Raw genomic sequence first — 22,016 nt, 5'->3', positions numbered from 1 at the left:
TGGATTTTTGGGTCTTGTCCATTACATTCGCACATAAAAAACTGTATGAGATTCTCGCTCTTTATATTTTTATGGATTTTTATCAGTGTCTTACACGCCCAAAAACAGAAAAATTCTATTGAGTTACCCCCATATGTGAAGTCAGGCAAGCTGCGCAATGGCCTCACCTATTTGATCATGCAAAACAAAACTCCGGAAAATCGCGCTGAACTTCGTTTAGTAGTACGATCCGGTAGCCTAAACGAAGACGAAGATCAGCAGGGACTTGCGCACTTTGTAGAGCATATGTGCTTTAATGGTACCAGAAATTTCAGCAAAACCTCTCTCGTAGATTTTCTTGAAAGTACAGGTACTCGATTTGGCCCTGATCTTAATGCCTATACTTCGTTTGACGAGACGGTTTACATTCTGCAAGTACGCACCGATACAGCAGGCTTGCTCGAAAAGGGATTACTCATTCTGGAAGATTGGGCCGGTTATGTGTCTTTTGAGCCCGATGAAATCGATAAAGAAAGAGGTGTAATTTTGAGTGAATGGCGCACGCGTACCGGAGGCAATGAGCGCATCAGCAAGATTACTTTTCCTGTGGTTTTCAGAGGAAGTAGATATCCGGATCGCTTTCCTATCGGTAAGACGGATATCATCCAAAATGCACCTTATGAGGCTTTTACGCGATATTATCGGGATTGGTATCGACCCGATCTGATGACCGTAGTTGTGGTAGGAGATGTGGATGTGCAAACAGTGGAAAAGATCATCCGACGTCGTTTTTCTAAATTAAAACGCGCCAAGCGTCCGAGACTACACTATTCACAGGTGGTTCCTCTTACTCCGGGAGCTCGAGTTATTACAGTCACTGACCCTGAAATTCAGAGCTATAATCTGTCTTTTCGCTTCATGAGGCCTGAAATCGACTACTTTGCTGATGGGGGAGTGGAGCAAAACTTTCTCATTGGCATTGCCAATATGCTGATGGGAATGCGGATTCAAGATTTTTTAGCCAATGCTCAAAGCAAGGCTATCAATGCCAATGCTTTTATTGGAAATACACTCGGTACAGCTTCAGCACTTACCTTTTCAGTACTTCCAAAAAATCAACAATGGTATGAGGCATCTGCACAAATTTTCAACATTATAAAAACAGCCGCCGATCATCCGGCCAACGATGCTGAGCTCGAACACGTTAAGCGCGTATATCGCCAGCGGCTGGAGTCAGCTGTAAAGGTGAAGGAAAAAACTCCCTCAAATGAGTGGACAGCAAACTTGGTTAGCCACGCACTTCGCCAATCGCCTTTCATCGATCCTGAAGAGCGCCTAAAGCGATTCGACGAATGGGCTGAGTCGCTTACTGCTGAAACTGTTCGCAAACTGATTGCTGATTATTTTTATTCTGAAACCTGGGCAGCCACAGCTGTAGCACCTGAATCTGACAAAAAACATGTACCAAACGACGCTCAGCTGATGGCGGCTGTATATTATTTTCTTACAAATAAGACCTTTCCTTACATCTTCAACCCTCCAGCTCCTAAGCTTCAAGTTACGTCTGCTACCTATCCCGATGAGACGCTTTCAATTCTACCAGAAAATCGGGCTGGCTACAAAGGCTTTGCTCTTGCCAACGGAATGGAATTCTACATACGACGAGTACCTGAAGAAAAAGACCGCATCATCATCGATGGATTCCTCTTTGGAGGTAACTCACCTTTTGCTGACTCACTATTGCCAGCAGCTAATTACCTGATGCAGACGGTTTTTGAGTCTGGCGTAGGACAGCACGACATCATAGAGTTGCGCAAGCTCCTGGCAGGCAAGCGCGTAAATATTTATCCATATCTTAGCAACTATTATCACGGCATCAACGGATTTTGCTCGCCCGACGAGCTTGAAACTGCTTTTCAACTAATTCGCCTTTATCTCACCGAAACGCGCATCGATGAAGAAGCCCTCGGCCGTGTAAAGACACGAGAGATCAATCTTTTACAGGGCCTTTACAACAATCCGGATACCTACTTCGGCCGCGAACTGAACAGAATACTCTACAACAACAATCCACGAGCAACAACCCCAACCGTGGAACAAGTAGAAAAAATAACAATAACTACTCAACGCCAACTTTGGCAAGCACTCTTCGGAGCACCAGCCCGCCTGCGCTGGATTATTACTGGCGATGTGGACGAAGAGAAGGTGAAAGCACTTGCCATAAAATATTTATCTGACCTTCAAAACAAAACTTCTCCAGTCAATCTCATCGATCGAAACCTGCGCATAAGTGCTCGCGATACACTGTATGAGCTTCGAAAAGGGGAAAATCCTCGCTCACAAGTGCGTCTCGTATACCACGGCAAACTTGCTGATCCTGCCGATGAATTTCAGCTCAAAACTGCGGTCGAAGTCTTGAAAATCAAGCTTCGCGAAGAGTTGCGCGAAGAAAAAAGCGGTGTGTATGGCGTAAGCGTGTTTTACAACGTAAATAGCCCATTCAACGACGAATACACCATTGTAATCGCCTTTAATACCGATCCGGCTCGTCGAAGAGAGCTTACCCAAGCTGCCAGGGATGTATTGGCGAAAAACGCCCAGCAAATCGACGCTGAAACCCTTCGCAAAGTACAAGAACTCCTTCGTCAGGACATTGAAAAAGGACGAACTACAGCCCAGTTTTGGCACAATCTCATGCAAGGGTATATCAAATTTTCAAAGCCAGAGTCGTCAGCGGATGTTTCTTATCAACGCTCCCTTATTGATGCTCTTACGGCTGATCAAGTGAGCCTTTGGATTATGCGATATGCCGGAGGGCGCCCAATCGTTCTGGTGCTCGACCCTGAAACTGCGTCTCAATAACAGGTGTGTCTATATTTGCACCAAATTTAAAAACAACTTAATTCACTCAATATCAAATGGCTACAACTGCTGATATCAAAAATGGTCTCTGTATCGACCTAAATGGTGAACCTTTCCAAATCATCGAATTCCTCCATGTAAAACCCGGAAAAGGCAACGCCTTTGTGCGCACCAAACTGCGCAACCTTAACAATGGACGCATTTTGGAGCACACCTTCCCTTCAGGTGCTAAAATCGATGTGATTCGCATCGAATACAGAAATTTTCAGTTTCTCTATCAAGACGCCGATGGCTATCACTTCATGGATATGAACGATTTTAATCAAATCACCCTCCCAAAAGAAGTGATCAACGCCCCTGAGTTCTTAATGGACGGCATGGAATGCATCGTGATGTACCACGCTGATGAGGATCGCCCTCTTGCATGCAATCTGCCCTCAAGTGTCACCATGGAGGTAATCTATGCCGAGCCGGCTGTAAAGGGTAATACAGCGACAAACGCAACTAAAATCGTAAAAGTAGAATCAGGCGCTGAGGTGAAAGTTCCTCTCTTCATCGAACAAGGTGAACGCATCATCATCAACCCCGAAACAGGCGAATACAAAGGCCGAGCGAACTAGTTTTACCAAATACATTGCTAATAAAAGCTGCTTTTTCTAAAGCAGCTTTTTCTTTTAATTTTTTAATTCTCATTACTTTAAGCCTTAACCCTTAACTCATCACCCTACTGTTTACAATCGCCAAGACCATGGAATCAAACTCCATCGACCAATCCAAAGAAACCCTCACCTTTCACTTGAAAACCATCCCAAACCTCGAAAGGCCTATTTATCTCACAGGTAATTTTAACAATTGGCAGGTGGACGACCCCAAGTTTAAACTCAAAAAAATCGATGCTAATACTTACGAATATACTTTCAAAAATCTTTCAAAGCTTCCGAACCACATCGAATACAAATACACCCTTGGCGATTGGCATCACGAAGAGCTCGACGACCAGGGTCGTACACGAATGAATCGGAAAACCAATAAAACAGCCCGTCACGTATATGATTATGTGCCACAATGGCGCAATCAACACCAGACTTTCAGACAAGAATTTCTCCCCATCATTCAGCCCATTGAGGGTACATTCAACATGCCCGTTAAAATCCAAACACGTCGAATTACAGCTCTTTTGCCCTGGGACTATCACAAGACTAATAAGCGATACCCCGTACTTTACCTTCAAGACGGCCAAAACCTCTTCGACGAATTTGCTCCTTATGGCAATTGGGCACTCGACAAACGCCTTGCACGTCTTGCCGAAATAAGACTCCACGAAATCATCATCATCGCTATTGACCACGCCAGCGAAAAGCGAATCCTCGAATTCACCCCTTCTGAGAAAACAGCCCTTGGCGAAGGTTTGGGCCGCGAGTACAGCCACTTTCTCGCTCACGAGCTCAAGCCACATATCGACCGCCTCCTGCGCACATTGCCCTATCGCGAGTTTACTGGTATAGGTGGAAGCAGCCTTGGCGGCCTCATCACACTTTATGCAGCCATCACACAGCCCGAAGTCTTTTCGCGCTTAATGGTCTTCTCGCCCTCCTTGTGGGTACAACCTTCTCTGATCCAACAGTTTCTCGATATGGATCCACCATACTGCGGCCGCATTTATATGTACGGCGGTGGGCGCGAAGGTTCAGGCGTGGTCGAATATCAGCGTAAGCTCCATGCTGGCATTAAGCAATCAGGCAATCCTTTCATTAAAAGCAAGCTCTCTGTCAATCCCCATGGCCATCACAGTGAGAGCGACTGGGGGCGAGAGTTCCCAAAAGCCTTAAAATGGCTCTTCTTCAATTATTAATATCTGATATTATTCATCCAGCAGTGGTGTTGCTGCCGCTATAAGAATAAGGACCCGTTTAAAAAACCAAAAATCGAAAGGATTTTTCTTTTTTAAAATACCCTTTAAAACCAACAGCGAAAAATTAAAGGCCCAACTTACAAAAGAGTAAAGATTGGCATTTGAGATATATTTAGCTTTAATAAACGGATTCTATCACTACTTACATCGAGTAAGTCAAATTTGTGCATCCCTTGTACATTTGTACCTGTAAAATAATATAACGAAACAATGACCGTAGAACTCAACGAACGAAACTTTGACGAAATTGTCGTTAAATCCGATAAACCCGTACTTGTTGACTTCTGGGCAGAGTGGTGTGGCCCATGCCGCATCATTGGCCCCACTGTAGAAGAACTGGCTAAAGAATTTGAAGGAAAGGCTATCGTAGGAAAGGTTAACGTAGATGAAAATATTTCCGTAGCCTCAAAGTATGGTATTCGAAACATTCCGACCCTTCTCATCTTCAAAAGCGGACAAGTAGTCGATAAGCATGTAGGCGTTGCTTCAAAAAGCGTTTTGGCAGAAAAGCTTAACAAACAACTCTAAAAAATAAAAAAAAGCCGGACTATCCGGCTTTTTTATTTCCATTAAGTTGAAATCCAACGAAGTACAACTTCCCGGTCAATATGAATTTGGCTCGCTTGAGTGGATCTCAAAGCAGCTGGCCAATGGTTTTATGAGTGGGTATCACCGCAGCCCTTACCACGGCTTCTCAGTCGAATTTGCAGAGCATCGCCCTTACAATGCCGGCGAAAGCATCCGATTTGTTGACTGGAAAGTATACGCCCGCACCGAAAAACTCCTCATCAAGAAATTTGAAGAAGAGACAAATCTTCGCTGTCGCATACTGGTAGATACCAGTTCATCTATGTACTATCCCGCAGTCGATCCACAACACATTACACCTGAAAATCCCTCAAAAATTCACTTTTCCATACTCTCGGCCGCAGCGCTTATCCACCTTTTTAAATCGCAAAGAGACAGCTTTGCTCTCACCTTTTTCGACGAAAACACCTATACGCACACCGGCGAAGGCAACAGTGCCTTGCATCAGCGCCAGTGTTTCGAGTACCTTAAAGCAGCTTTACCCATGCCTCCTACCCAAAAAAGGCGACAAACAAAACTGCCGGAAGTACTCCACCAGCTGGCCGAAACCAGCCCAAAAAATTCACTAATTATACTTTTTAGCGATCTGATCCTACCCGACCAAAATGCCTTAGATGAACTAAATAAATCTTTTAATCATCTAAAATTCAACAAAATACAACTCCTAATTTTCCACACTCTTCACTTTAAAACAGAAGTTGAATTCGACTTCGATACTTCAGCACCCATAATATTGGTTGATGCTGAAACAGGAAAAGAAGTCAAAGTGTCGCCAGCAGAGGCAAAAGAAGTTTACAAAAAAAACATCCTAAAGCAAATCAAGAAATTACACGCTTACTGTCTTGATGCTGGCATTGATATTCACCTCTCTGACGTTCAAGCTGGCTATTATCATGTACTTTCTGAATATCTCAAAAAGCGCAGTCAAAAGTAAAGCTTTAAGATTGCAACTACATAAAACTGAACTTTTGTTAAAAAATAAAGAAATCACAAATTCAAAAAAATTCTAAAAATTTCTTCCGATTGTCCTTTTAATTTGGACGCATAAAACGAAAATATTCATATTAATGTTGAATTATAATTATCAAAAAGACAATGACCATTTCGAAGAGCAAGAAGAAGAATCATCTATTTCGCTAAACGAGCTTATTAATAAACTCTTTGGGTACTGGAAATTATTTGTCTTTTCAATAATTATTGGCATTGCAGTAGGAGTATTCGCATATTTCTATACTACCCCTAAATACGAAGCCAAAGCCATGCTACTGCTAAATGTTGAAGACGATGGTAGCAATGCATTAAAGAGCCTTCAGGAGCTGGTGAGTAGCTATAACCCTCGGCTCATGTATGAGAATGAGGTCGTGGTGATGAAATCGAACTTATTGTGTCTTCGTACAATTAAATCATATGATTACGAAATAAGTTACTATAAGCCCTACTTTTTCAAAAAAAAGGACATTACCTTCTCCAGTCCGATTCAGGTAATTTTTGATGATGAAAAGTGGCAACTTCTCAACACAGAATTTATTCTTTATGATGTAGATGAAGTTTCTCAAACGTATAGATTAAAGATTAAAAAATCAAGTGGTAATATATACAATTATTCTACGCATGAAAAAAAGATTTTTACCGAAATTAAGAATGAGATTGATAAATTTAATAAATATGACAAAAAGTATATTTTCGGTCAATGGATTGAGTCACCGTTTTTCCGAATTCGGATTGAGAAAAAATCTGGAGTAGAATCTGAAAATGAAATAATTTTTAAATTTAATGACCCATATGAATTAGCTTTGAAGTTATCAAGTAATCTCAAATTTTCACCTACAGCAAAGGAGAGTTCGGGAGTTGATATAACTATGTATTCTGATACACCTGAAAAAACTCAATTTTTACTTAAGAAGCACATTGAAGAGTATCAAAAACTAGGTAATGAAATTAAAACAGAAAATATCATAAAAACACTTAATTTTATAAATGCAGAACTTGTTAAGTTACAAGATTCACTTCGAACTTTAGAGACGAAAATACAACGCATGCGTGCCGGCAATCTGCTTATCAACGCTGCTGAGCAAGGACGACAGTTTTTCCTCAAACTTCAAGAATTAGATAAAAAAGACTATGAACATCGGATGATTGACAAATTTTTGAGGTATTTAATTTCCTCTTCTGATGTTACGGAATACGGACTTAGTACCGCCCCACATGCATCTGGTATCAGTGATCCGGTGTTGTTATCCTTAATCAACCAGTTAAATCAACTAAAAATTCAGCGGAGAAAGCTTGGAGATCTCAGTGAAAATAACCCTTTAATTCGCCAATTGAATGAACAGATTAAATCTACTTTACAACTCATACGCATCAATGCTGAAAATTTATTAAAAAATAATGAAGAAGCACTAAAGCAAAACACAGCTAAAATTCGGGAAATAGAAAGCAAATTAGCTGAGATACCAGGGCTTGAACTAGGAATGCTTTCTGTAGAAAGAAATTATAAAATTATTGAAAATATCTACAACTTTTTTCTTTATAAAAAGTCAGAATTAGAAATTAGCCTAAACTTTAATAAATCAGGAATTTTATTTATTGATTATTACTCATTTGAGCCTATAAAAAAATCTCCGAAATTGTTTTCAAACGTTACCATCGGAGGTACATTTTTTTTCACTATTTCGTTTTTGTTTGTTTTCCTACGTATAATTTCAAAAACTACAATTGATGAAATTACGAATTTTAAAAGATTTAATCACCTAAATTTTATTGCTCAGATTCCACATAGCAAGTATTCTGAGCCGAATGTAGTAATCAGCTATCCTCAGTCTATAGTAGCAGAGTCTTTAAGAATCATTCGTTCTAAAATTCCTTTTTACAAAAATCCTGAGGAAGGTTGTATTACAGTGTTGGTTACAAGTTTTATTCCTGGAGAGGGAAAAAGCTTTGTGTCGCTCAATCTCGCTTCTCTTTTAGCTTTAGGAGGTAAGAAAGTGCTTTTGATAGGGGGCGATATGAGAAAACCCAAGCTGTATGAAGAGTTGAAAGTGAAAAATGACGTCGGACTGAGCACTTTTTTATCAGGCCACTCTACGATCGATGAAGTGATTCGTCACACTTTCATCGAAAATCTTTATTTCCTCAGCTCAGGACCTATACCACCAAATCCGAGTGAATTGCTAATCACAAAAAAGTTCACAGAACTTATTACTACAGTAAAGGAAAGATTCGAATACATCGTAATTGACTCTCCTCCCATTTTAGCAGTAAATGATGCGAATGAGTTGATGAATTATTCGGATATAAACTTTATGATCGCTCGTAAAAATGTTACACAAATTTCATTCTTAAAAAATCTCGAGTACAAATTGATCAAAAACCAACTAAAAAACGTAGGTGTGATTTTAAATGACTTTGATGCGCTGGAAACGATTTACAGTATAGGCTTTCAGCCAACCGGATATGATAATGGTAAAAAATGAAAGAATTTACATCTTTATCGGAACTCGCGCAGAGAGCAGCCTCAAGAGCTAGCCATATTATATTGAATGTTTATTACAACAGTGATTTCAATATTACAGAAAAAATTGACAAAACTCCTGTCACTCAAGCTGACATGCTTTCTGATGAGGTTATTAAGAACATTTTGTCAGAATCGGGTATCCCGGTTATTAGTGAAGAAAGCGAAAAAAAAATTGAATCAATTGACCAAATCAATACTTTTTGGCTCGTCGATCCGCTGGATGGCACAAAGGAATTTATCAAAAGAAACGGCGAATTCTGCGTTAATATTGCGCTCGTAATCAATGGTTTGCCGATGATTGGTGTGATTGCCATCCCTGTACAAAATACCATATACTGGTCAGTGGCAGGTGAAGGCATTCGTAAAAGAATTGTTCAAAACTGGAAGTCAAAGGATAGTAGTATTGCTCAACCAGTGCCAAAGCCTAAACTTCCGGTACAAGAAAAGAAAGTTGTATTTCTTCGGAGCAAAAGCCATGATTCAGGAACAAATACTAAATTTCAAAACAAACTATCTGAGCGATTTGTAGTCGAGACTCATTCAGTGGGTTCTGCTATTAAGTTTACTTACCTGGCTGAAGGTAAAGGACACATTTATCATCGACCCGGCCCGACGATGGAGTGGGACACTGCAGCTGGCCACGCGCTACTGCGCGAAGTGGAAGGAAGTATCATCGATCTGACTACTGGAAAAGAGCTGACTTATGGCAAAATTGATGCACGAAATCCAGAATTTTTAGCCACTGTTTTACCTCTGAGTTTGATCCTATGAAATTTAAAACCAGGCGCTACATCGTAAAACGAAAACATGCCTTTCAGTTTGCCTTTTATGGTATTAATGAGTTACTTCAAGAATCACACTTTAAAATCCATCTCATTGCATCTGCAGTAGTGGTGCTTTCTGGGATTTTACTAAAGGTTAGTTTTTTAGAATGGGCAGTGCTACTTGTTTGCATAGGAATGGTACTTACGGCTGAGGCGATTAACTCAGCCATCGAAACTACGTGTGATCTGGTAATGCCATCGCGCCACCCTCTGGTAAAGCGCATTAAAGATATTTCAGCAGGTGCAGTACTTATAGCCGCTGCTGCTGCTGCACTGGCTGGCCTGCTCATTTTCTTGCCTAAATTGTATCTTTGGGCGGTGGTATTGTTTAGTTGATTTCATGAGTAAATTTATTTTTTTTAGAACTCCAAAACCTAAAGGATTTTCTTATAAGCCATTGTATTACGACGAGAGTAAAGAGCGAATTGAAAATTTAAAAAAACAACTCAATGCATCAGATTCTTCTGATTCAGGAAAGGTGGATCGAGAAGCTCTACGTATCCAATTGAGAAATAACATTCAGCGGCTTCGCAGCTCAAAGCCTGCTTTAGGAACATCACAAAATTTTCGCCTGCTGCTCATATTGCTTGTATTGCTTTCTCTATTCTGGTACTTGCTAAAGCCGGTAATCTCTTGAAGAAATTTACACGTAAGGGTAACAAACCCATTTATCCATGAGCAGCAGTGTCATTAAGCTTTTACCAGATTACATTGCCAACCAGATCGCAGCCGGTGAGGTAGTTCAGCGCCCATCTTCGGTGGTAAAGGAACTGATGGAGAACTCCGTTGATGCCGGGGCTACTCAAATTACATTGCAAATAGAAGATGCCGGTAAGAGCTTAATTAAAGTGATTGACAACGGATGCGGAATCAGTGAAACAGACATTCGGTTGGCTTTTGAAAGGCACGCAACTTCCAAAATAAGAAAAGCTGAAGATCTCTTTGCTATTACTACAATGGGTTTCAGAGGTGAAGCGCTGGCTTCAATAGCAGCGGTGAGTCAGGTAGAATGCATCTCTAAAACTCCAGAAAGTTCAACCGGTACACGCATTGTACTAGAAGGCGGTAAAGTAAAAGAACAGCTCCCCGAAGCTTGCACAACGGGAACTTTTATTGCCGTGAAGAATCTCTTTTACAACATCCCCGCACGACGAAACTTTCTAAAATCAGATAGTGTAGAGCTGCGCCATATTTATGAGGAATTCATCCGTATTGCACTTGCCCATCCTGATAAACGCTTCAAACTCATCAACAACGGCACTGAGATTTACAACCTTATATCAGGTACTCACAAGCAGCGCATCATGTCCATTTTTGGCAACAAAATGGCTGACAACCTCTTACAAATACGGGAGCAGACCACTGTTCTTTCTATCTCGGGCTTTCTTACCACACCTTCGATTGCAAAAAAAATAAAAGGCGAACAATACTTTTTCATCAATAAGCGCTTTGTAAAAAACAGCTACCTTCATCACGCCATTATGGCTGCATATGAAGGCCTTTTACAGCCTGAGAGCTATCCGTCTTATTTCATTTTCATCGATATTGATCCGGCTGAAATAGATGTGAATATCCACCCAACTAAAACAGAGATTAAATTCAGAGACGATCGCACAGTATATCACTTAATGAAAGCAGCTGCTCGCAAAACTTTAGGTATCAATGCAGTTTCTCAACCCATGGACTTCGATGTGGAACCTGCTTTTCAAATACCTTTTGACCAAAACAAAACACCGAAAATTCCGACAATTGAAGTTCACCCAGATTACAATCCCTTTACTAATCCAGCACCACAGGACCGGTCTGTCGATAAACTTCACGTTCCTACCGTTAAAATTTCCAAAAAATGGGAAGAACTATATAAAATAGCAGCACTCAAGCAGGCTGAAGTGTATAATTTGCATTCAGCAGAGAATGCTTTAATTGCTCAATCGGAGCAAAGCGAAATATTACTTAACGAAGAGACAGAGATCTTTCAATTATTTAAAAAATACATTGTGTATAAAAAGGGCTCACAGGTCTTCATCATTCATCAGCAATATGCACATGAGCGCATTTTATACGAAAATTTTCAAAAGTCTATTCGCAATGGATCGATTCTCACGCAACAAATGCTAATACCCGTAAAAATTGAATTTACTTCACACGAAATTGAGTATCTCAGCAAAATCAAGCATCAGCTCAACGACTTTGGTTTTGACTTTGAATGGATCGGCCGAAATGAGATTGCGCTCTATGGTATGCCCGTAGACTTACAAATCGAACACGCAGAAGAGATTTTTAAAAATCTATGTCAAAACCTGACTGAAATTACGGATGCTGAAGAAGTAATCAAAGATGTTCTTTGCCGGCAGATAGCTATTGCCTCGGCTTATCGTTCGGGTCAGGTCTTACACCACGAAGTGATGGCTCGCATGGTTGCAGATTTGTTTAAACTCGAAAATCCGGCAACAGGCATTCGCCGAAAAAAAACTTTTATACAACTACAATCCACCGATATAGATAAATGGTTTAACTGATATTAAAAGCACTGATGTATTATCAACCCGTACGATTTAATTTACTTCCTGAAGTAATTAAAAATCTTTTGATTATCAATGGTATTTTCTACTTCGCCACATTTTCCTTTAGAAATACCTTTGGCCTTGACTTGAATGAAATTCTGGGTCTTTACTTGCCCGGCTCACCCCATTTCAAGCCTTATCAGCTTGTTACTCATATGTTTATGCACGGCAATTTTGGCCATATTTTCTTCAACATGTTTGCCCTATGGATGTTTGGAACCAGTATCGAAAACTATTGGGGTGGGCAACGCTTTCTGGTCTATTATTTATTTACCGGTCTCGGAGCGGCTGCACTTCATTTAGGTGTGAATTACTGGGAAATGCTTCAGCTTGAGTCTATATTGCGCAGTGCCGGTTTCGATAATGCTGACCTGGCGATGGTGCGCAACGGACAGGTCGATCCGGGCTTAGCTATAGCTGTATCGAAAGAGGTGATTCAGCAATATTATCTGAAATTCAATATACCTACTGTGGGTGCATCGGGAGCTGTATTTGGTGTTCTTTTAGCATTCGGAATGATGTTTCCCAATCAATACATATTTATCTATTTTCTATTTCCCATCAAAGCCAAATATTTTGTAATGATTTACGGTGCACTTGAGCTGATCAATGGGCTGAGTAATGATCCTTCTTCAAACATAGCTCATTTTGCGCATTTGGGCGGTATGCTCTTTGGATATATCCTGATCAAATACTGGCAAAACAAAACCGATCCGGACTATTATTAATCCAATTTTTTCCGATCTTTACTTTATGCATTACTTTGTAAAAAACTACTTCAAATGAGGTCAGAGATTCAGAGATTGATGCGCGAAGGCGACATGCTCACTCGATTGATCGTGATCAACGTGCTTGTGTTCGTCGCGGTAGTTTTTGTAAAACTGTTTCAATTTCTTCTTCAAAAAAATTTTGCGGATCAGATTATCGTCTGGTTTACTCTTCCCACTTTTCTGCCTTCACTTATTCTGAGGCCGTGGAGTTTATTGTCGTATATGTTTTTGCACGAGGCTCCCTTCCACTTGATTTTTAATATGCTATGGCTCTACTTTGGTGGGTTGATCTTCTTAAATTTTTTTAACGAACGTCAGCTTTTGGGTACATATATCACTGGTGGTCTTATGGGCGGATTGTTGTACATTTTATCGTATAACATATTTCCCGTTTTCGAGCCAGTGGTCGCTACTTCTACCAATAGAGGTGCCTCAGCCGCAGTGATGGCCATCATCATAGCAGCCGCTGCATATGCACCCAATTTTCCTGTCCGGCTGTTCTTCGTGCTCGAAATTCGTCTATGGGTTGTGGCTGTAATCTCTGTGCTTTTTGATTTAGCCAGCATTGAGCGCGGCAATGCCGGCGGACATATCGCGCACCTTGGAGGGGCGATCTTTGGCTATTTAATGGCCAAGTCGTACAACAAAGGCATAAGCCTCACTCAGTGGGTTTTTGACTTATCCGATTTTATTATGCGAATCTTTAAACCCAAAAAACTCAAAAAAGTGTATGCCTCTAAGGGGTACACGCGCGTATATTCTAAAGATGCAAACCTTTCAGATAGACAAAGGCTTGACCAAATACTGGATAAAATCTCCCTATCTGGCTACGATAGCTTGAGCAAAGAAGAAAAAGAATTCCTTTTTAAAATCGGCAAGCAATAATCTCCTTCGATCCCTTGAAAACTTTGTTTAGTTCTCTGCTTTACACGCTCCATATTGTTATAGCTCTTCTGATGCTTTTGTCAGCTTACTCATGCTATATACCTCCCGATATTCTCAAATACGCTGGCATAGCAGGGTTGATCTTTCCTGTTTTGTTTTTCCTGAACCTGTTGTTTGGCCTGTACTGGCTTATCCGATTAAAGTTAAAAGTGCTGCTTACGATCGTCACAGTGGCGGCTGTACTTCCTCAGGTCAATTCCATTTTTCAAAATTTTTTGCGAAATGAAGAGGTGTACAACTCTGATGCTGTTACCTTTACCTCATTCAATGTGCGCCTTTTTAACTTTTGGCATTGGGTAGATGCAGATGTAAAACAGGAGATGCCCCGGCTTCTGGATTCGCTTGGTACAGAAATACTTGGTATACAGGAGTATTACAAAAGTCACCTCTCACCCGATCTTTCAGAATTTAAATATAGTCACATTGTCACCGGATATGAAAACAAAGACTTCGGTCTAGCAATTTTCTCCAAATATCCAATGCGTAAAAAAGATTTTGTGCCCTTCGATGCCGATGCTGCTGAAGATCGCGGGGGTTTTATCTACACTGATATCGAAACAAAGCTCGGACTCATTCGCGTCGTTTGCGCTCATTTGGTTTCTTTTAAATTGACCAACGAAGACCTTAATCTAGTCGAGAAACCCGATATCGGAGAGAATGCTGAAAAGCTTAAGTCAGATTACGTAACACTGATCGGTAAAATCAACAAGGCTTTTGAAAAGAGAGCCCTTCAAGTGCGTGAGCTCAAGCGTTTTATAGCAGATAGCCCTTACCCTGTTGTTCTTTTGGCCGATCTTAACGATACGCCAATTTCGTACACCTACAAAGTACTCACCCAGCAGCTTAAAGACCCTTTTACTCAAGCTGGTACTGGAATCGGCCATACATACAATCGGACGCGCTATCCCTTTCGCATCGACTATGTGTTGCACAGCCCTCAGTTTAAAGCCATTCGCTATACAGTAGCCCAGCGACCTATTTTGTCAGACCATTATCCTGTTACAGCTGTGTTAACTCTCAACTCAACCATCCAATGATGTTAAAAAACTCCACAAAAACTAGCTATCAACTGTTTGAACGTGCTCAAATAAGCATACCTGGCGGTGTAAACTCACCAGTGCGCGCTTTTAAAAGTGTTGGCGGCACTCCTGTATTTTTTAAAGAAGCACAAGGCGCTTACTTGTATGACGAAGATGGCAACCGCTATATAGACCTTATCGCCTCCTGGGGTCCCATGATTTTAGGCCATTCACATCCAGAGGTAGTTGAGGCCGTTGTCCGTCAGGTCCATAAAGCCTTCTCTTTTGGGGCTCCGACGCGCCTCGAGATCGAAATGGCCGAGCTCATGAAAGAGATGGTGCCCGGACTGGAACTGGTGCGTATGGTAAATAGCGGAACCGAAGCCTGCATGAGTGCCATACGCCTGGCCCGTGGATACACTGGAAAAAATAAGTTCATCAAATTCGAAGGCTGTTATCATGGCCATGCTGACCCCTTTCTCGTAAAGGCAGGCAGCGGTGTTGCCACTTTTGACATTCAAACGGTACCCGGAGTGACCGGTGGCACGGCACACGACACCCTTACTGCCCCGTACAACGACATTGATGCTGTGCAGAATTTGGTTGATCAAAACCCTGGCGACATTGCCGCCATTATAGTCGAGCCTGTGGCTGGAAATATGGGCTGTGTGCCCCCTATACCCGGATTTCTGGAGAAATTGCGCATCATCTGCGATCGCTACGGCATTATACTCATCTTTGATGAGGTAATGACCGGCTTCCGACTCGCTCCGGGTGGCGCACAAGAGCGCCTTGGCGTCAGGGCCGACTTAGTCACCTTTGGCAAGGTAATAGGCGGAGGCCTTCCCGTTGGGGCTTTTGGTGGCAATCGCGACATTATGAGCGCCATTGCTCCCCTCGGCAAGGTGTATCAGGCAGGCACCCTCTCAGGAAATCCCCTGGCCATGACTGCCGGCTATTCCACCCTATCCATCCTCCACAACAATCCGCAGATTTACTCCGAGCTCGATCACAAAACCCAGCTCCTCGAGCAAAAGCTCTCAGAAGCACTTTCAGTCAACGGTTGGCGCTTTATCTCCAATCGGCTGGGTTCTATGCTCTCCTTTCACTTCGATGTAGAGCAGGTCACCAACTTCGAAGAAGCTGCTGCTGCCAATCAAGAGACTTTCCGTCGGTTCTTTCACCATATGCTCGGCCAGGGAGTTTATTTGCCCCCTTCAGCCTTCGAAAGTTACTTCCTCAGCAATGCACTCACCCTCGATGATATCGACTATATAGCCGAAGCAGCAAGCACTTTTTCAGCTTGAATTTTTTTAGCCATTTTTTAATCAAGAGCCGGTCATTTTTCTGAGCCGGCTTTATAATTATTTTTTGGGCGTGCCCTCCGCAGGTTGCCCAATTGGGCAACTGCTTCGGTCGGGCTAGTGGCTCATATTCGCCTTGTGCGTGGGCGCAGCACAACAAGCCTGCCCTACATATGCCACATAGTTATTCTTCTGGGGTTGACTATTAAATCAGCGCTCGCTTATTTTGTATGGGCTGCGTTGTCTGCCCTCATGGCAGCCAGCCTCGCCCATGTGCTGCATGCCCACCCACTGCGGCTCATATCCGCCACTATCCCTCACGCAGACTCAAGTACTGGCCTCTTTGCATATAGTTAAATTCTGATAGTGTTTGCCTAAGTCTTTTCTAAAAAATGAAAAAGCCGCCATTTTCTCAAGGGCGGCTTTTTTCATGCGTAATTAAAAATTGAATTTTTAGGGACTTACATAGTTGATCGAAATGTTAAAATAGAAAGTCCCATCCGTCTGGTTTCGCATGGCATAGGGGTGTGTGCGCAGCAAGTTGAAAAAGTCAGGTTGTCCCTTTTCTAATCTGTCGCCATCGAAAGAGTACATCACCCGATAGCCGGCTTGCAAGCCCAGCCACCAGAAACCGGCAATCTGCCGCTGATAGTCCAACCTGAAACGCAGTTCTCCACGGCGAATCAAAAAATTGACTTCATCGTTGCTAAACTGCCTGATTCGATAGCTTGAGCCCTCTAATTCATAGCCAAATAGCAGCATAGAGCGAGGATTGAAAGTATAACGCCCATGTCCACGCGCTGGTAACAGGAACTCAATACCCCACTTGCGGCTCAGGGAGGTCCAGTTGTAAAGCAACAGTGGAATATAGTTCATGCCTCCAGCCCTGTATGTACGTGACAGACCCACTGCCCATTGCTTTCTATCATTCGGCCGCTGGCCGTACAATATCGCTCCTGAATACAGTAATTGACCTTCTAACGGATTCAGCCAGTCGTAGTTTCCACTCAGGTCGAGTTGTAGCTGAGCGATGATAAAGTTCTTATCGTCGAAGGGCACATAAAACGTATTTACCCAGTTGGCCGTTTTTAGGCCGTATTTGTTGAGGGTATCTGTCAAGTGCATGAGAGAGTCGCGCCAGCTTTCATGTGAGCGTTTGCGGGCGGTGTACTGTACATCCCACATATTTAGCATCGACTGCCACAAGAACCGGTTGTTTGAGATAACAGGTGTCATGAGTTGCAGCCGAAATCCACCGGTATAGTTGGCTAATCCTTTTTCTGCATCAAAGTTCAGATCAGTGCTATCTGTGGAATAGGTGCCCAACTCTGTAAAGCGCATTTCATAAGGCAGCTGTACATCCCAGCCCAGCGAAACGAACCGCTGTGGCGACAATCCAAAGATGCGAGCATTAGCGTATGTCTTGGTGGGCTTACCGAGATATTCTACCTGTCCGTAGTCTTCTTCGTCTTCCTCTTCCTCTTCATCTTCTTTTGTCTCAGTAATTACTTGCGCCATCATGGGTAGCGCTGCAAGGTAGAGCAAAATGGTCCAGTGTGTTAATCGCTTAGCCATAGATTAGTCTTTTTTCTTCACCGCTACTCGGGTCCACACATCTGTTCTACCTAAAGCTTTTACACCGATGTAGCCTCTGATGTCCAGTGTATTTTCATCGCGCATCTTTATCACACAGTTATAGGTATTGCCATTTTCTGGGTCATAGATAGTTCCGTCAGTCCACTCACCCTTACCGCTGTATTGAAAGTCTTTGAGAATTCTGTAACCTTTGAGCGGCACCTGGCGCATTGATTCGTCGGGGTTGTTTTTGTCCACTTTTGGTTGATTGGTTACCGGATCAATAGGTTCGCGCAGCCATACGATTTTACCGTAATATTTATCTCCGATTTTTTCGATTTTTATACGGGCTTTTCCATGTGAGGGTTCCCATACGCCGACAAGCTGGTCGGCTTCTACATTTTGAGCTTTTGCAAAACAGACTGTAAGCCAAGTAATTGTAAGTGTAAGCAGGATTTTTTTCATAACTTTTAGGTTTTAGTAGTTAATAGAAACTTTAAGTTTAACAACAGCAGAAAAGTCTGACTCCAAATCTTCTGCCAAATCCACATCGGTCACCACATTCACGGCATCAAGTAGTAAAAACTTTTCAATGTCTTTTTGTTCTTCAGCGACCAAAAGTTTTACCGACGATTCATTTTCGCCTATATTGTTTGCAAAGGCTATTTTCTGCATGTCCACATTTCTGCCTGAGATTTCCACCTTTGCAGCTTTTACTTTATAAGACGGATCGAATTCAAGGGTTACTTCTTCGATGCGCGCTGATTTGATTTTTGTCTTCGAGAAATCGATCTCAGGGAACAATTCACCTAAGTTCACTTTCCATACTCCTATTGAAGTATTTGACCCTTCATAAAGAGGTCCTTCAGCAGTAACTTCCACAGTTACATCGGCTTGGGCAGTCTCAAGGTCTTGTTTACACCTTGAAGTGCTCAGAACAGTTCCGATTGCAAAAAGTGCAAGCAATGAATGAAATAAAATTCTTTTCATTTCAAAATTACTTTATAGTGATTGCCTGTCAAATCTACAAAAACATGTTCTTGTAACGACGTGGACAACTGAATGCCCACAACGTCACTAAAAACCGGAAATCTCTTATGGTTTCGATCGACTAAAACTACGGTAGTGAGCGAGGAAGGATTGAAATTTAAAAAAGGTTTAAACGCATAAAACATGGTGCTTCCGCTGTTGAGTACATCGTCCACAAGTACAACATGCTTTCCACTTACATCAGGTAATGACGGAATGATAACTATGGGATGCATGTGGGGAGCTTCCTTATTGAGGCTTAGTTCGTAGGAGTGTATGGCCAGGGGAGCTATTTTTTGCAAGTGCTCTTTTAGCAAGTTGCTCAGGATATTGCCTCGAGGCGTAATTCCAACGAAGAAGATCTCCGTAGCCTTGTAGTGGTTTTCAAAAATCTGCCATGCCATGCGCTCGATGATGTGGCAGATTCGGGAATGCTCTAAGATAGGTGTTTCAGAGTGTTGAGTTTCCATGAGCAGTGATTAATAGATCGAATTGTAGTAATCAATAGCCGGCAGTATGGTAGTAGTTGCTTCTCCGAAGCCAATGTAGAGACCATCGTTTTCGCAGTATCCGCGAAGGGTTACGGTATCGCCGTCGAGAAGAAAGGTGCGCTCGCTTCCGTCATCTAACTTTACGGGTTTAGTGCCCTTCCAGGCAAGTTCTAGCATTGAGCCAAAGCTATCGGGTGAGGGTCCACTGATTGTACCAGAAGCCATCATATCGCCCGCTTGAATGTTGCAGCCATTTACGGTGTGATGGGCAAGTTGTTGGCTTATGTTCCAATACAGGTATTTAAAGTTGCTTCTGCACACTGTTGTAGGTCTGCCATTGTTTGGAGTAATATCAACTTCCAGGTGAATGTCAAAAGTCTTTTTTCCGGAGATTTGTAAATAGGGGAGTAGTTCCTTTTCTGGTGCAGGACCTTCACATCTGAAGAGTTCGAGGGCTTCGAGAGTCACTATCCAGGGCGAAATGGTGGAGCCGAAATTTTTTCCTAGAAAAGGTCCTAAGGGTTGATATTCCCACTTCTGAATGTCACGGGCACTCCAGTCATTAAAAAGCACAAGTCCGAAAATGTAGTCTTCGGCTTCATTTACTTTAATGGGCTGGCCTAAAGGTTTACCGCTACGCGTTACAAAGGCCACTTCAAGCTCGAAGTCAACCTGTTTGCTGGGAGAAAAGATGGGATTTTCAGCATTAGGTGGAACGATTTGGCCCCATGGTCGATGAAGGTTAGTGCCCGATACCACTATGCTCGATGAGCGCCCGTGATAGGCGATGGGCATATGCAGCCAATTGGGCATTAGTGCATTTTCGGGCCCCCGAAACATGATGCCCACATTGGTAGCATGTTCTTTAGAGGAGTAAAAGTCAGTATAGTCACCTGGTTTTACAGGTAAGAGCAATCTAACCTTGCCATGTGGCACCAAAATGCTGTCTTTCAGATCTTTGTCAAGTTTATAAAGTCCGGCATTTTTTTCTGTCAAAAGTTCGATTAGCCGCTCTCTTACAGCCAGATGGGTCGCTTTCGGTAAAGCAATGTAAGCATTTAAATATTCGGCTGCCAAGTGTTTCAGCGTGAGGCCATCAGCTCTCAGAAGTCCACTTTGGAAAAGCAGCGATAAGTTGACTATAAAGTCGCCGATGCGAGTAATGGCTGAGTGCGTGCCATCTTCAAAGAGCCCGATTCCATATGGCAGGTTATACACCGGAAAGGGGTGTTTTGGCGAAACTTCTATCCAGCTATTGAGGTTTTTTACTACGCGTGTATGCATTTGATTTGGATATTTGACCAAAATTTACAACGCAAACCTACATCAGATTTATGTGGAAAGACGACTATCTTTTTGACTTAATAAAGAGAGAAAAGAAACGCCAAATCGACGGAATTGAGCTCATTGCCTCTGAAAATTTTGTGAGCGAGCAGGTGATGAAAGCCATGGGTAGTGTTTTGACCAATAAATACGCTGAGGGCTTTCCCGGAAGGCGTTACTATGGCGGATGTGAGGTCGTGGACGAAGTAGAAACCGAAGCCATTAATCGGGCAAAGTTGCTCTTTGGGGCAGAATATGCCTGCGTGCAGCCACACAGCGGCTCGCAAGCTAATGCTGCAGTCTATCTCGCCGTGCTTAAGCCTGGCGACAAAATCATGGGCTTTGACCTGTCACATGGGGGGCACCTCACACATGGCAGCCCGGTAAGTTTTAGTGGAAAGCTTTATCAGGCGACTTTTTACGGTGTTGAAAAAGAGACCGGTTTAATCGACTACGATAAAGTGCGTGAGCGCGTATTGGCTGAAAAGCCTAAACTCCTCATTTGTGGAGCATCAGCTTACAGCCGCGATATCGATTACGCAAAATTCAGAGCCATTGCCGATGAAGTAGGTGCCTTTTTACTAGCTGATATCTCACACCCTTCTGGTCTGATCGCTAAAGGGGTATTAAACGATCCGCTACCTCATTGCCACTTTGTAACCACCACTACCCATAAGACCTTGCGCGGTCCGCGCGGAGGATTAATTCTGATGGGAAGGGACTTTGAAAATCCCTACGGACTTAAAACACCCAAAGGCGAAATTCGCATGATGTCATCTCTGATCGATGCAGCCGTATTTCCGGGCGTTCAGGGTGGACCACTTGAACATGTAATTGCCGCTAAAGCTGTAGCTTTTGGCGAAGCACTGACTGACAATTTCATGCACTACATTCTTCAAGTACAGAAAAATGCAAAGGCTTTGGCCAGCGCCTTGATTGAGATGGACTATCACGTTATTTCAGGTGGCACTGACAATCACCTGATGCTCATTGACTTGCGCAACAAAAACATCAGTGGAAAAGCTGCAGAAACTGCCTTAGGCAAAGCCGGAATCACAGTAAACAAAAACATGGTACCGTTTGATGACAAATCGCCCTTCATCACTTCTGGCATTCGCATCGGTACACCAGCTATTACTACTCGTGGATTGGACGAGAATGATTGCAAAAAAATTGCCCATTGGATCGACGAGGCTTTGCGCCACCACGACAACGACAAGATGCTCAGCGAAATTCACAAAAAGGTGAAGAAATTCATGCGTGAGTTTCCGCTCTTTCACTGGCATAAGCCCTGATAGGTATTAAGTTTTTATTAAA

20 protein-coding genes are annotated in these 22,016 nt (G+C 42.5%); 15 read left to right on the top strand and 5 right to left on the bottom strand.

All coding sequences use genetic code 11. From position 1 onward, the window contains the following. The first annotated feature begins 45 nt into the window (after window positions 1-45). From ACK4EX_RS05340 to hemL, 14 genes are all read left to right on the top strand, one after another. Window positions 46-2,841, top strand: coding sequence for a M16 family metallopeptidase (locus ACK4EX_RS05340; protein ID WP_409770498.1), 2,796 nt, complete (start codon window positions 46-48; stop codon window positions 2,839-2,841). Window positions 2,842-2,897: 56 nt separating this feature from the next. Beyond that, window positions 2,898-3,461: an elongation factor P gene (efp, locus tag ACK4EX_RS05335; protein WP_124398298.1), complete on the top strand. Its 564-nt coding sequence runs from the start codon at window positions 2,898-2,900 to the stop codon at window positions 3,459-3,461. A gap of 128 nt (window positions 3,462-3,589) precedes the next feature. Then, entirely contained in the window at window positions 3,590-4,693 is a 1,104-nt protein-coding gene (locus ACK4EX_RS05330; RefSeq protein ID WP_409770495.1) for an alpha/beta hydrolase, read from the top strand. Between the two features lie 270 nt (window positions 4,694-4,963). Further along, the gene (gene trxA, locus ACK4EX_RS05325; protein WP_409770493.1) at window positions 4,964-5,281 is read left to right on the top strand and encodes a thioredoxin; all 318 of its coding nucleotides are present in this window, start codon (window positions 4,964-4,966) and stop codon (window positions 5,279-5,281) included. Between the two features lie 46 nt (window positions 5,282-5,327). Beyond that, a complete protein-coding gene (locus ACK4EX_RS05320) occupies window positions 5,328-6,275 on the top strand; it encodes a DUF58 domain-containing protein (protein WP_409770490.1) in 948 nt (315 codons plus the stop codon). A gap of 133 nt (window positions 6,276-6,408) precedes the next feature. After that, window positions 6,409-8,814, top strand: a complete 2,406-nt coding sequence (locus ACK4EX_RS05315; protein WP_409770489.1) for a polysaccharide biosynthesis tyrosine autokinase — start codon at window positions 6,409-6,411, stop codon at window positions 8,812-8,814. Beyond that, the gene (locus ACK4EX_RS05310) at window positions 8,811-9,626 is read left to right on the top strand and encodes a 3'(2'),5'-bisphosphate nucleotidase CysQ (protein ID WP_409770487.1); all 816 of its coding nucleotides are present in this window, start codon (window positions 8,811-8,813) and stop codon (window positions 9,624-9,626) included. Before ACK4EX_RS05315 ends, ACK4EX_RS05310 begins: the two co-directional genes overlap by 4 nt. After that, window positions 9,623-10,015: a diacylglycerol kinase family protein gene (locus ACK4EX_RS05305; protein WP_409770485.1), complete on the top strand. Its 393-nt coding sequence runs from the start codon at window positions 9,623-9,625 to the stop codon at window positions 10,013-10,015. The genes ACK4EX_RS05310 and ACK4EX_RS05305 overlap by 4 nt, the downstream gene beginning before the upstream one ends. A 4-nt stretch (window positions 10,016-10,019) precedes the next feature. Next, window positions 10,020-10,316: a hypothetical protein gene (locus tag ACK4EX_RS05300; RefSeq protein WP_409770484.1), complete on the top strand. Its 297-nt coding sequence runs from the start codon at window positions 10,020-10,022 to the stop codon at window positions 10,314-10,316. A 37-nt stretch (window positions 10,317-10,353) separates the two neighbouring features. After that, window positions 10,354-12,198, top strand: coding sequence for a DNA mismatch repair endonuclease MutL (mutL, locus tag ACK4EX_RS05295; protein ID WP_409770482.1), 1,845 nt, complete (start codon window positions 10,354-10,356; stop codon window positions 12,196-12,198). A gap of 14 nt (window positions 12,199-12,212) precedes the next feature. Further along, window positions 12,213-12,971 (top strand): rhomboid family intramembrane serine protease, encoded by a 759-nt coding sequence (locus ACK4EX_RS05290; RefSeq protein ID WP_409770480.1) that lies wholly within the window; start codon window positions 12,213-12,215, stop codon window positions 12,969-12,971. Between the two features lie 54 nt (window positions 12,972-13,025). Beyond that, window positions 13,026-13,898, top strand: a complete 873-nt coding sequence (locus tag ACK4EX_RS05285) for a rhomboid family intramembrane serine protease (RefSeq protein WP_409770477.1) — start codon at window positions 13,026-13,028, stop codon at window positions 13,896-13,898. Window positions 13,899-13,912: 14 nt separating this feature from the next. Next, a complete protein-coding gene (locus ACK4EX_RS05280) occupies window positions 13,913-14,995 on the top strand; it encodes an endonuclease/exonuclease/phosphatase family protein (protein ID WP_409770474.1) in 1,083 nt (360 codons plus the stop codon). Continuing rightward, complete coding sequence (gene hemL / locus ACK4EX_RS05275) at window positions 14,992-16,284, top strand: glutamate-1-semialdehyde 2,1-aminomutase (RefSeq protein ID WP_409770471.1); 1,293 nt, start codon at window positions 14,992-14,994, stop codon at window positions 16,282-16,284. The genes ACK4EX_RS05280 and hemL overlap by 4 nt, the downstream gene beginning before the upstream one ends. Before the next feature lie 450 nt (window positions 16,285-16,734). On the opposite strand, the gene ACK4EX_RS05270 is transcribed toward hemL, so the two are convergent. From ACK4EX_RS05270 to fahA, 5 genes are read right to left on the bottom strand one after another with little or no spacing between them, the layout of a single operon-like run. Next, on the bottom strand, window positions 16,735-17,856 hold the full coding sequence (locus tag ACK4EX_RS05270; protein WP_409770469.1) for a hypothetical protein: 1,122 nt from the start codon (window positions 17,854-17,856) through the stop codon (window positions 16,735-16,737). 3 nt (window positions 17,857-17,859) lie between these two features. Next, window positions 17,860-18,321, bottom strand: coding sequence for a DUF2147 domain-containing protein (locus tag ACK4EX_RS05265; protein WP_409770467.1), 462 nt, complete (start codon window positions 18,319-18,321; stop codon window positions 17,860-17,862). A 12-nt stretch (window positions 18,322-18,333) separates the two neighbouring features. Next, a complete protein-coding gene (locus ACK4EX_RS05260) occupies window positions 18,334-18,846 on the bottom strand; it encodes a hypothetical protein (RefSeq protein WP_409770465.1) in 513 nt (170 codons plus the stop codon). After that, entirely contained in the window at window positions 18,843-19,355 is a 513-nt protein-coding gene (locus ACK4EX_RS05255; protein WP_409770463.1) for a phosphoribosyltransferase family protein, read from the bottom strand. Before ACK4EX_RS05255 ends, ACK4EX_RS05260 begins: the two co-directional genes overlap by 4 nt. 9 nt (window positions 19,356-19,364) lie before the next feature. Continuing rightward, window positions 19,365-20,660, bottom strand: coding sequence for a fumarylacetoacetase (gene fahA / locus ACK4EX_RS05250; RefSeq protein ID WP_409770460.1), 1,296 nt, complete (start codon window positions 20,658-20,660; stop codon window positions 19,365-19,367). Between the two features lie 50 nt (window positions 20,661-20,710). Between fahA and glyA the strand changes: the two genes are divergently transcribed. After that, window positions 20,711-21,994: a serine hydroxymethyltransferase gene (gene glyA / locus ACK4EX_RS05245; protein WP_409770458.1), complete on the top strand. Its 1,284-nt coding sequence runs from the start codon at window positions 20,711-20,713 to the stop codon at window positions 21,992-21,994. The last annotated feature ends 22 nt before the right edge of the window (window positions 21,995-22,016 follow it).

This window comes from Thermaurantimonas sp. (genome assembly GCF_046299575.1).
In the GTDB taxonomy this organism is placed as follows: domain Bacteria; phylum Bacteroidota; class Bacteroidia; order Flavobacteriales; family Schleiferiaceae; genus Thermaurantimonas.
The sequence above is the reverse complement of the archived record's forward strand: the minus strand, read 5'-3'. Positions and strand labels throughout refer to the sequence as shown.

What these genes read in the sequence shown, in the direction of transcription:
- ACK4EX_RS05340 (WP_409770498.1), top strand. Translation starts at nt 46, where the DNA reads ATGAGATTCTCGCTCTTTATATTTTTATGGATTTTTATCAGTGTCTTA.
- efp (WP_124398298.1), top strand. Translation starts at nt 2,898, where the DNA reads ATGGCTACAACTGCTGATATCAAAAATGGTCTCTGTATCGACCTAAAT.
- ACK4EX_RS05330 (WP_409770495.1), top strand. Translation starts at nt 3,590, where the DNA reads ATGGAATCAAACTCCATCGACCAATCCAAAGAAACCCTCACCTTTCAC.
- trxA (WP_409770493.1), top strand. Translation starts at nt 4,964, where the DNA reads ATGACCGTAGAACTCAACGAACGAAACTTTGACGAAATTGTCGTTAAA.
- ACK4EX_RS05315 (WP_409770489.1), top strand. Translation starts at nt 6,409, where the DNA reads ATGTTGAATTATAATTATCAAAAAGACAATGACCATTTCGAAGAGCAA.
- ACK4EX_RS05310 (WP_409770487.1), top strand. Translation starts at nt 8,811, where the DNA reads ATGAAAGAATTTACATCTTTATCGGAACTCGCGCAGAGAGCAGCCTCA.
- ACK4EX_RS05305 (WP_409770485.1), top strand. Translation starts at nt 9,623, where the DNA reads ATGAAATTTAAAACCAGGCGCTACATCGTAAAACGAAAACATGCCTTT.
- ACK4EX_RS05300 (WP_409770484.1), top strand. Translation starts at nt 10,020, where the DNA reads ATGAGTAAATTTATTTTTTTTAGAACTCCAAAACCTAAAGGATTTTCT.
- mutL (WP_409770482.1), top strand. Translation starts at nt 10,354, where the DNA reads ATGAGCAGCAGTGTCATTAAGCTTTTACCAGATTACATTGCCAACCAG.
- ACK4EX_RS05290 (WP_409770480.1), top strand. Translation starts at nt 12,213, where the DNA reads ATGTATTATCAACCCGTACGATTTAATTTACTTCCTGAAGTAATTAAA.
- ACK4EX_RS05285 (WP_409770477.1), top strand. Translation starts at nt 13,026, where the DNA reads ATGAGGTCAGAGATTCAGAGATTGATGCGCGAAGGCGACATGCTCACT.
- hemL (WP_409770471.1), top strand. Translation starts at nt 14,992, where the DNA reads ATGATGTTAAAAAACTCCACAAAAACTAGCTATCAACTGTTTGAACGT.
- ACK4EX_RS05270 (WP_409770469.1), bottom strand. Translation starts at nt 17,856, where the DNA reads ATGGCTAAGCGATTAACACACTGGACCATTTTGCTCTACCTTGCAGCG.
- ACK4EX_RS05265 (WP_409770467.1), bottom strand. Translation starts at nt 18,321, where the DNA reads ATGAAAAAAATCCTGCTTACACTTACAATTACTTGGCTTACAGTCTGT.
- ACK4EX_RS05260 (WP_409770465.1), bottom strand. Translation starts at nt 18,846, where the DNA reads ATGAAAAGAATTTTATTTCATTCATTGCTTGCACTTTTTGCAATCGGA.
- ACK4EX_RS05255 (WP_409770463.1), bottom strand. Translation starts at nt 19,355, where the DNA reads ATGGAAACTCAACACTCTGAAACACCTATCTTAGAGCATTCCCGAATC.
- fahA (WP_409770460.1), bottom strand. Translation starts at nt 20,660, where the DNA reads ATGCATACACGCGTAGTAAAAAACCTCAATAGCTGGATAGAAGTTTCG.
- glyA (WP_409770458.1), top strand. Translation starts at nt 20,711, where the DNA reads ATGTGGAAAGACGACTATCTTTTTGACTTAATAAAGAGAGAAAAGAAA.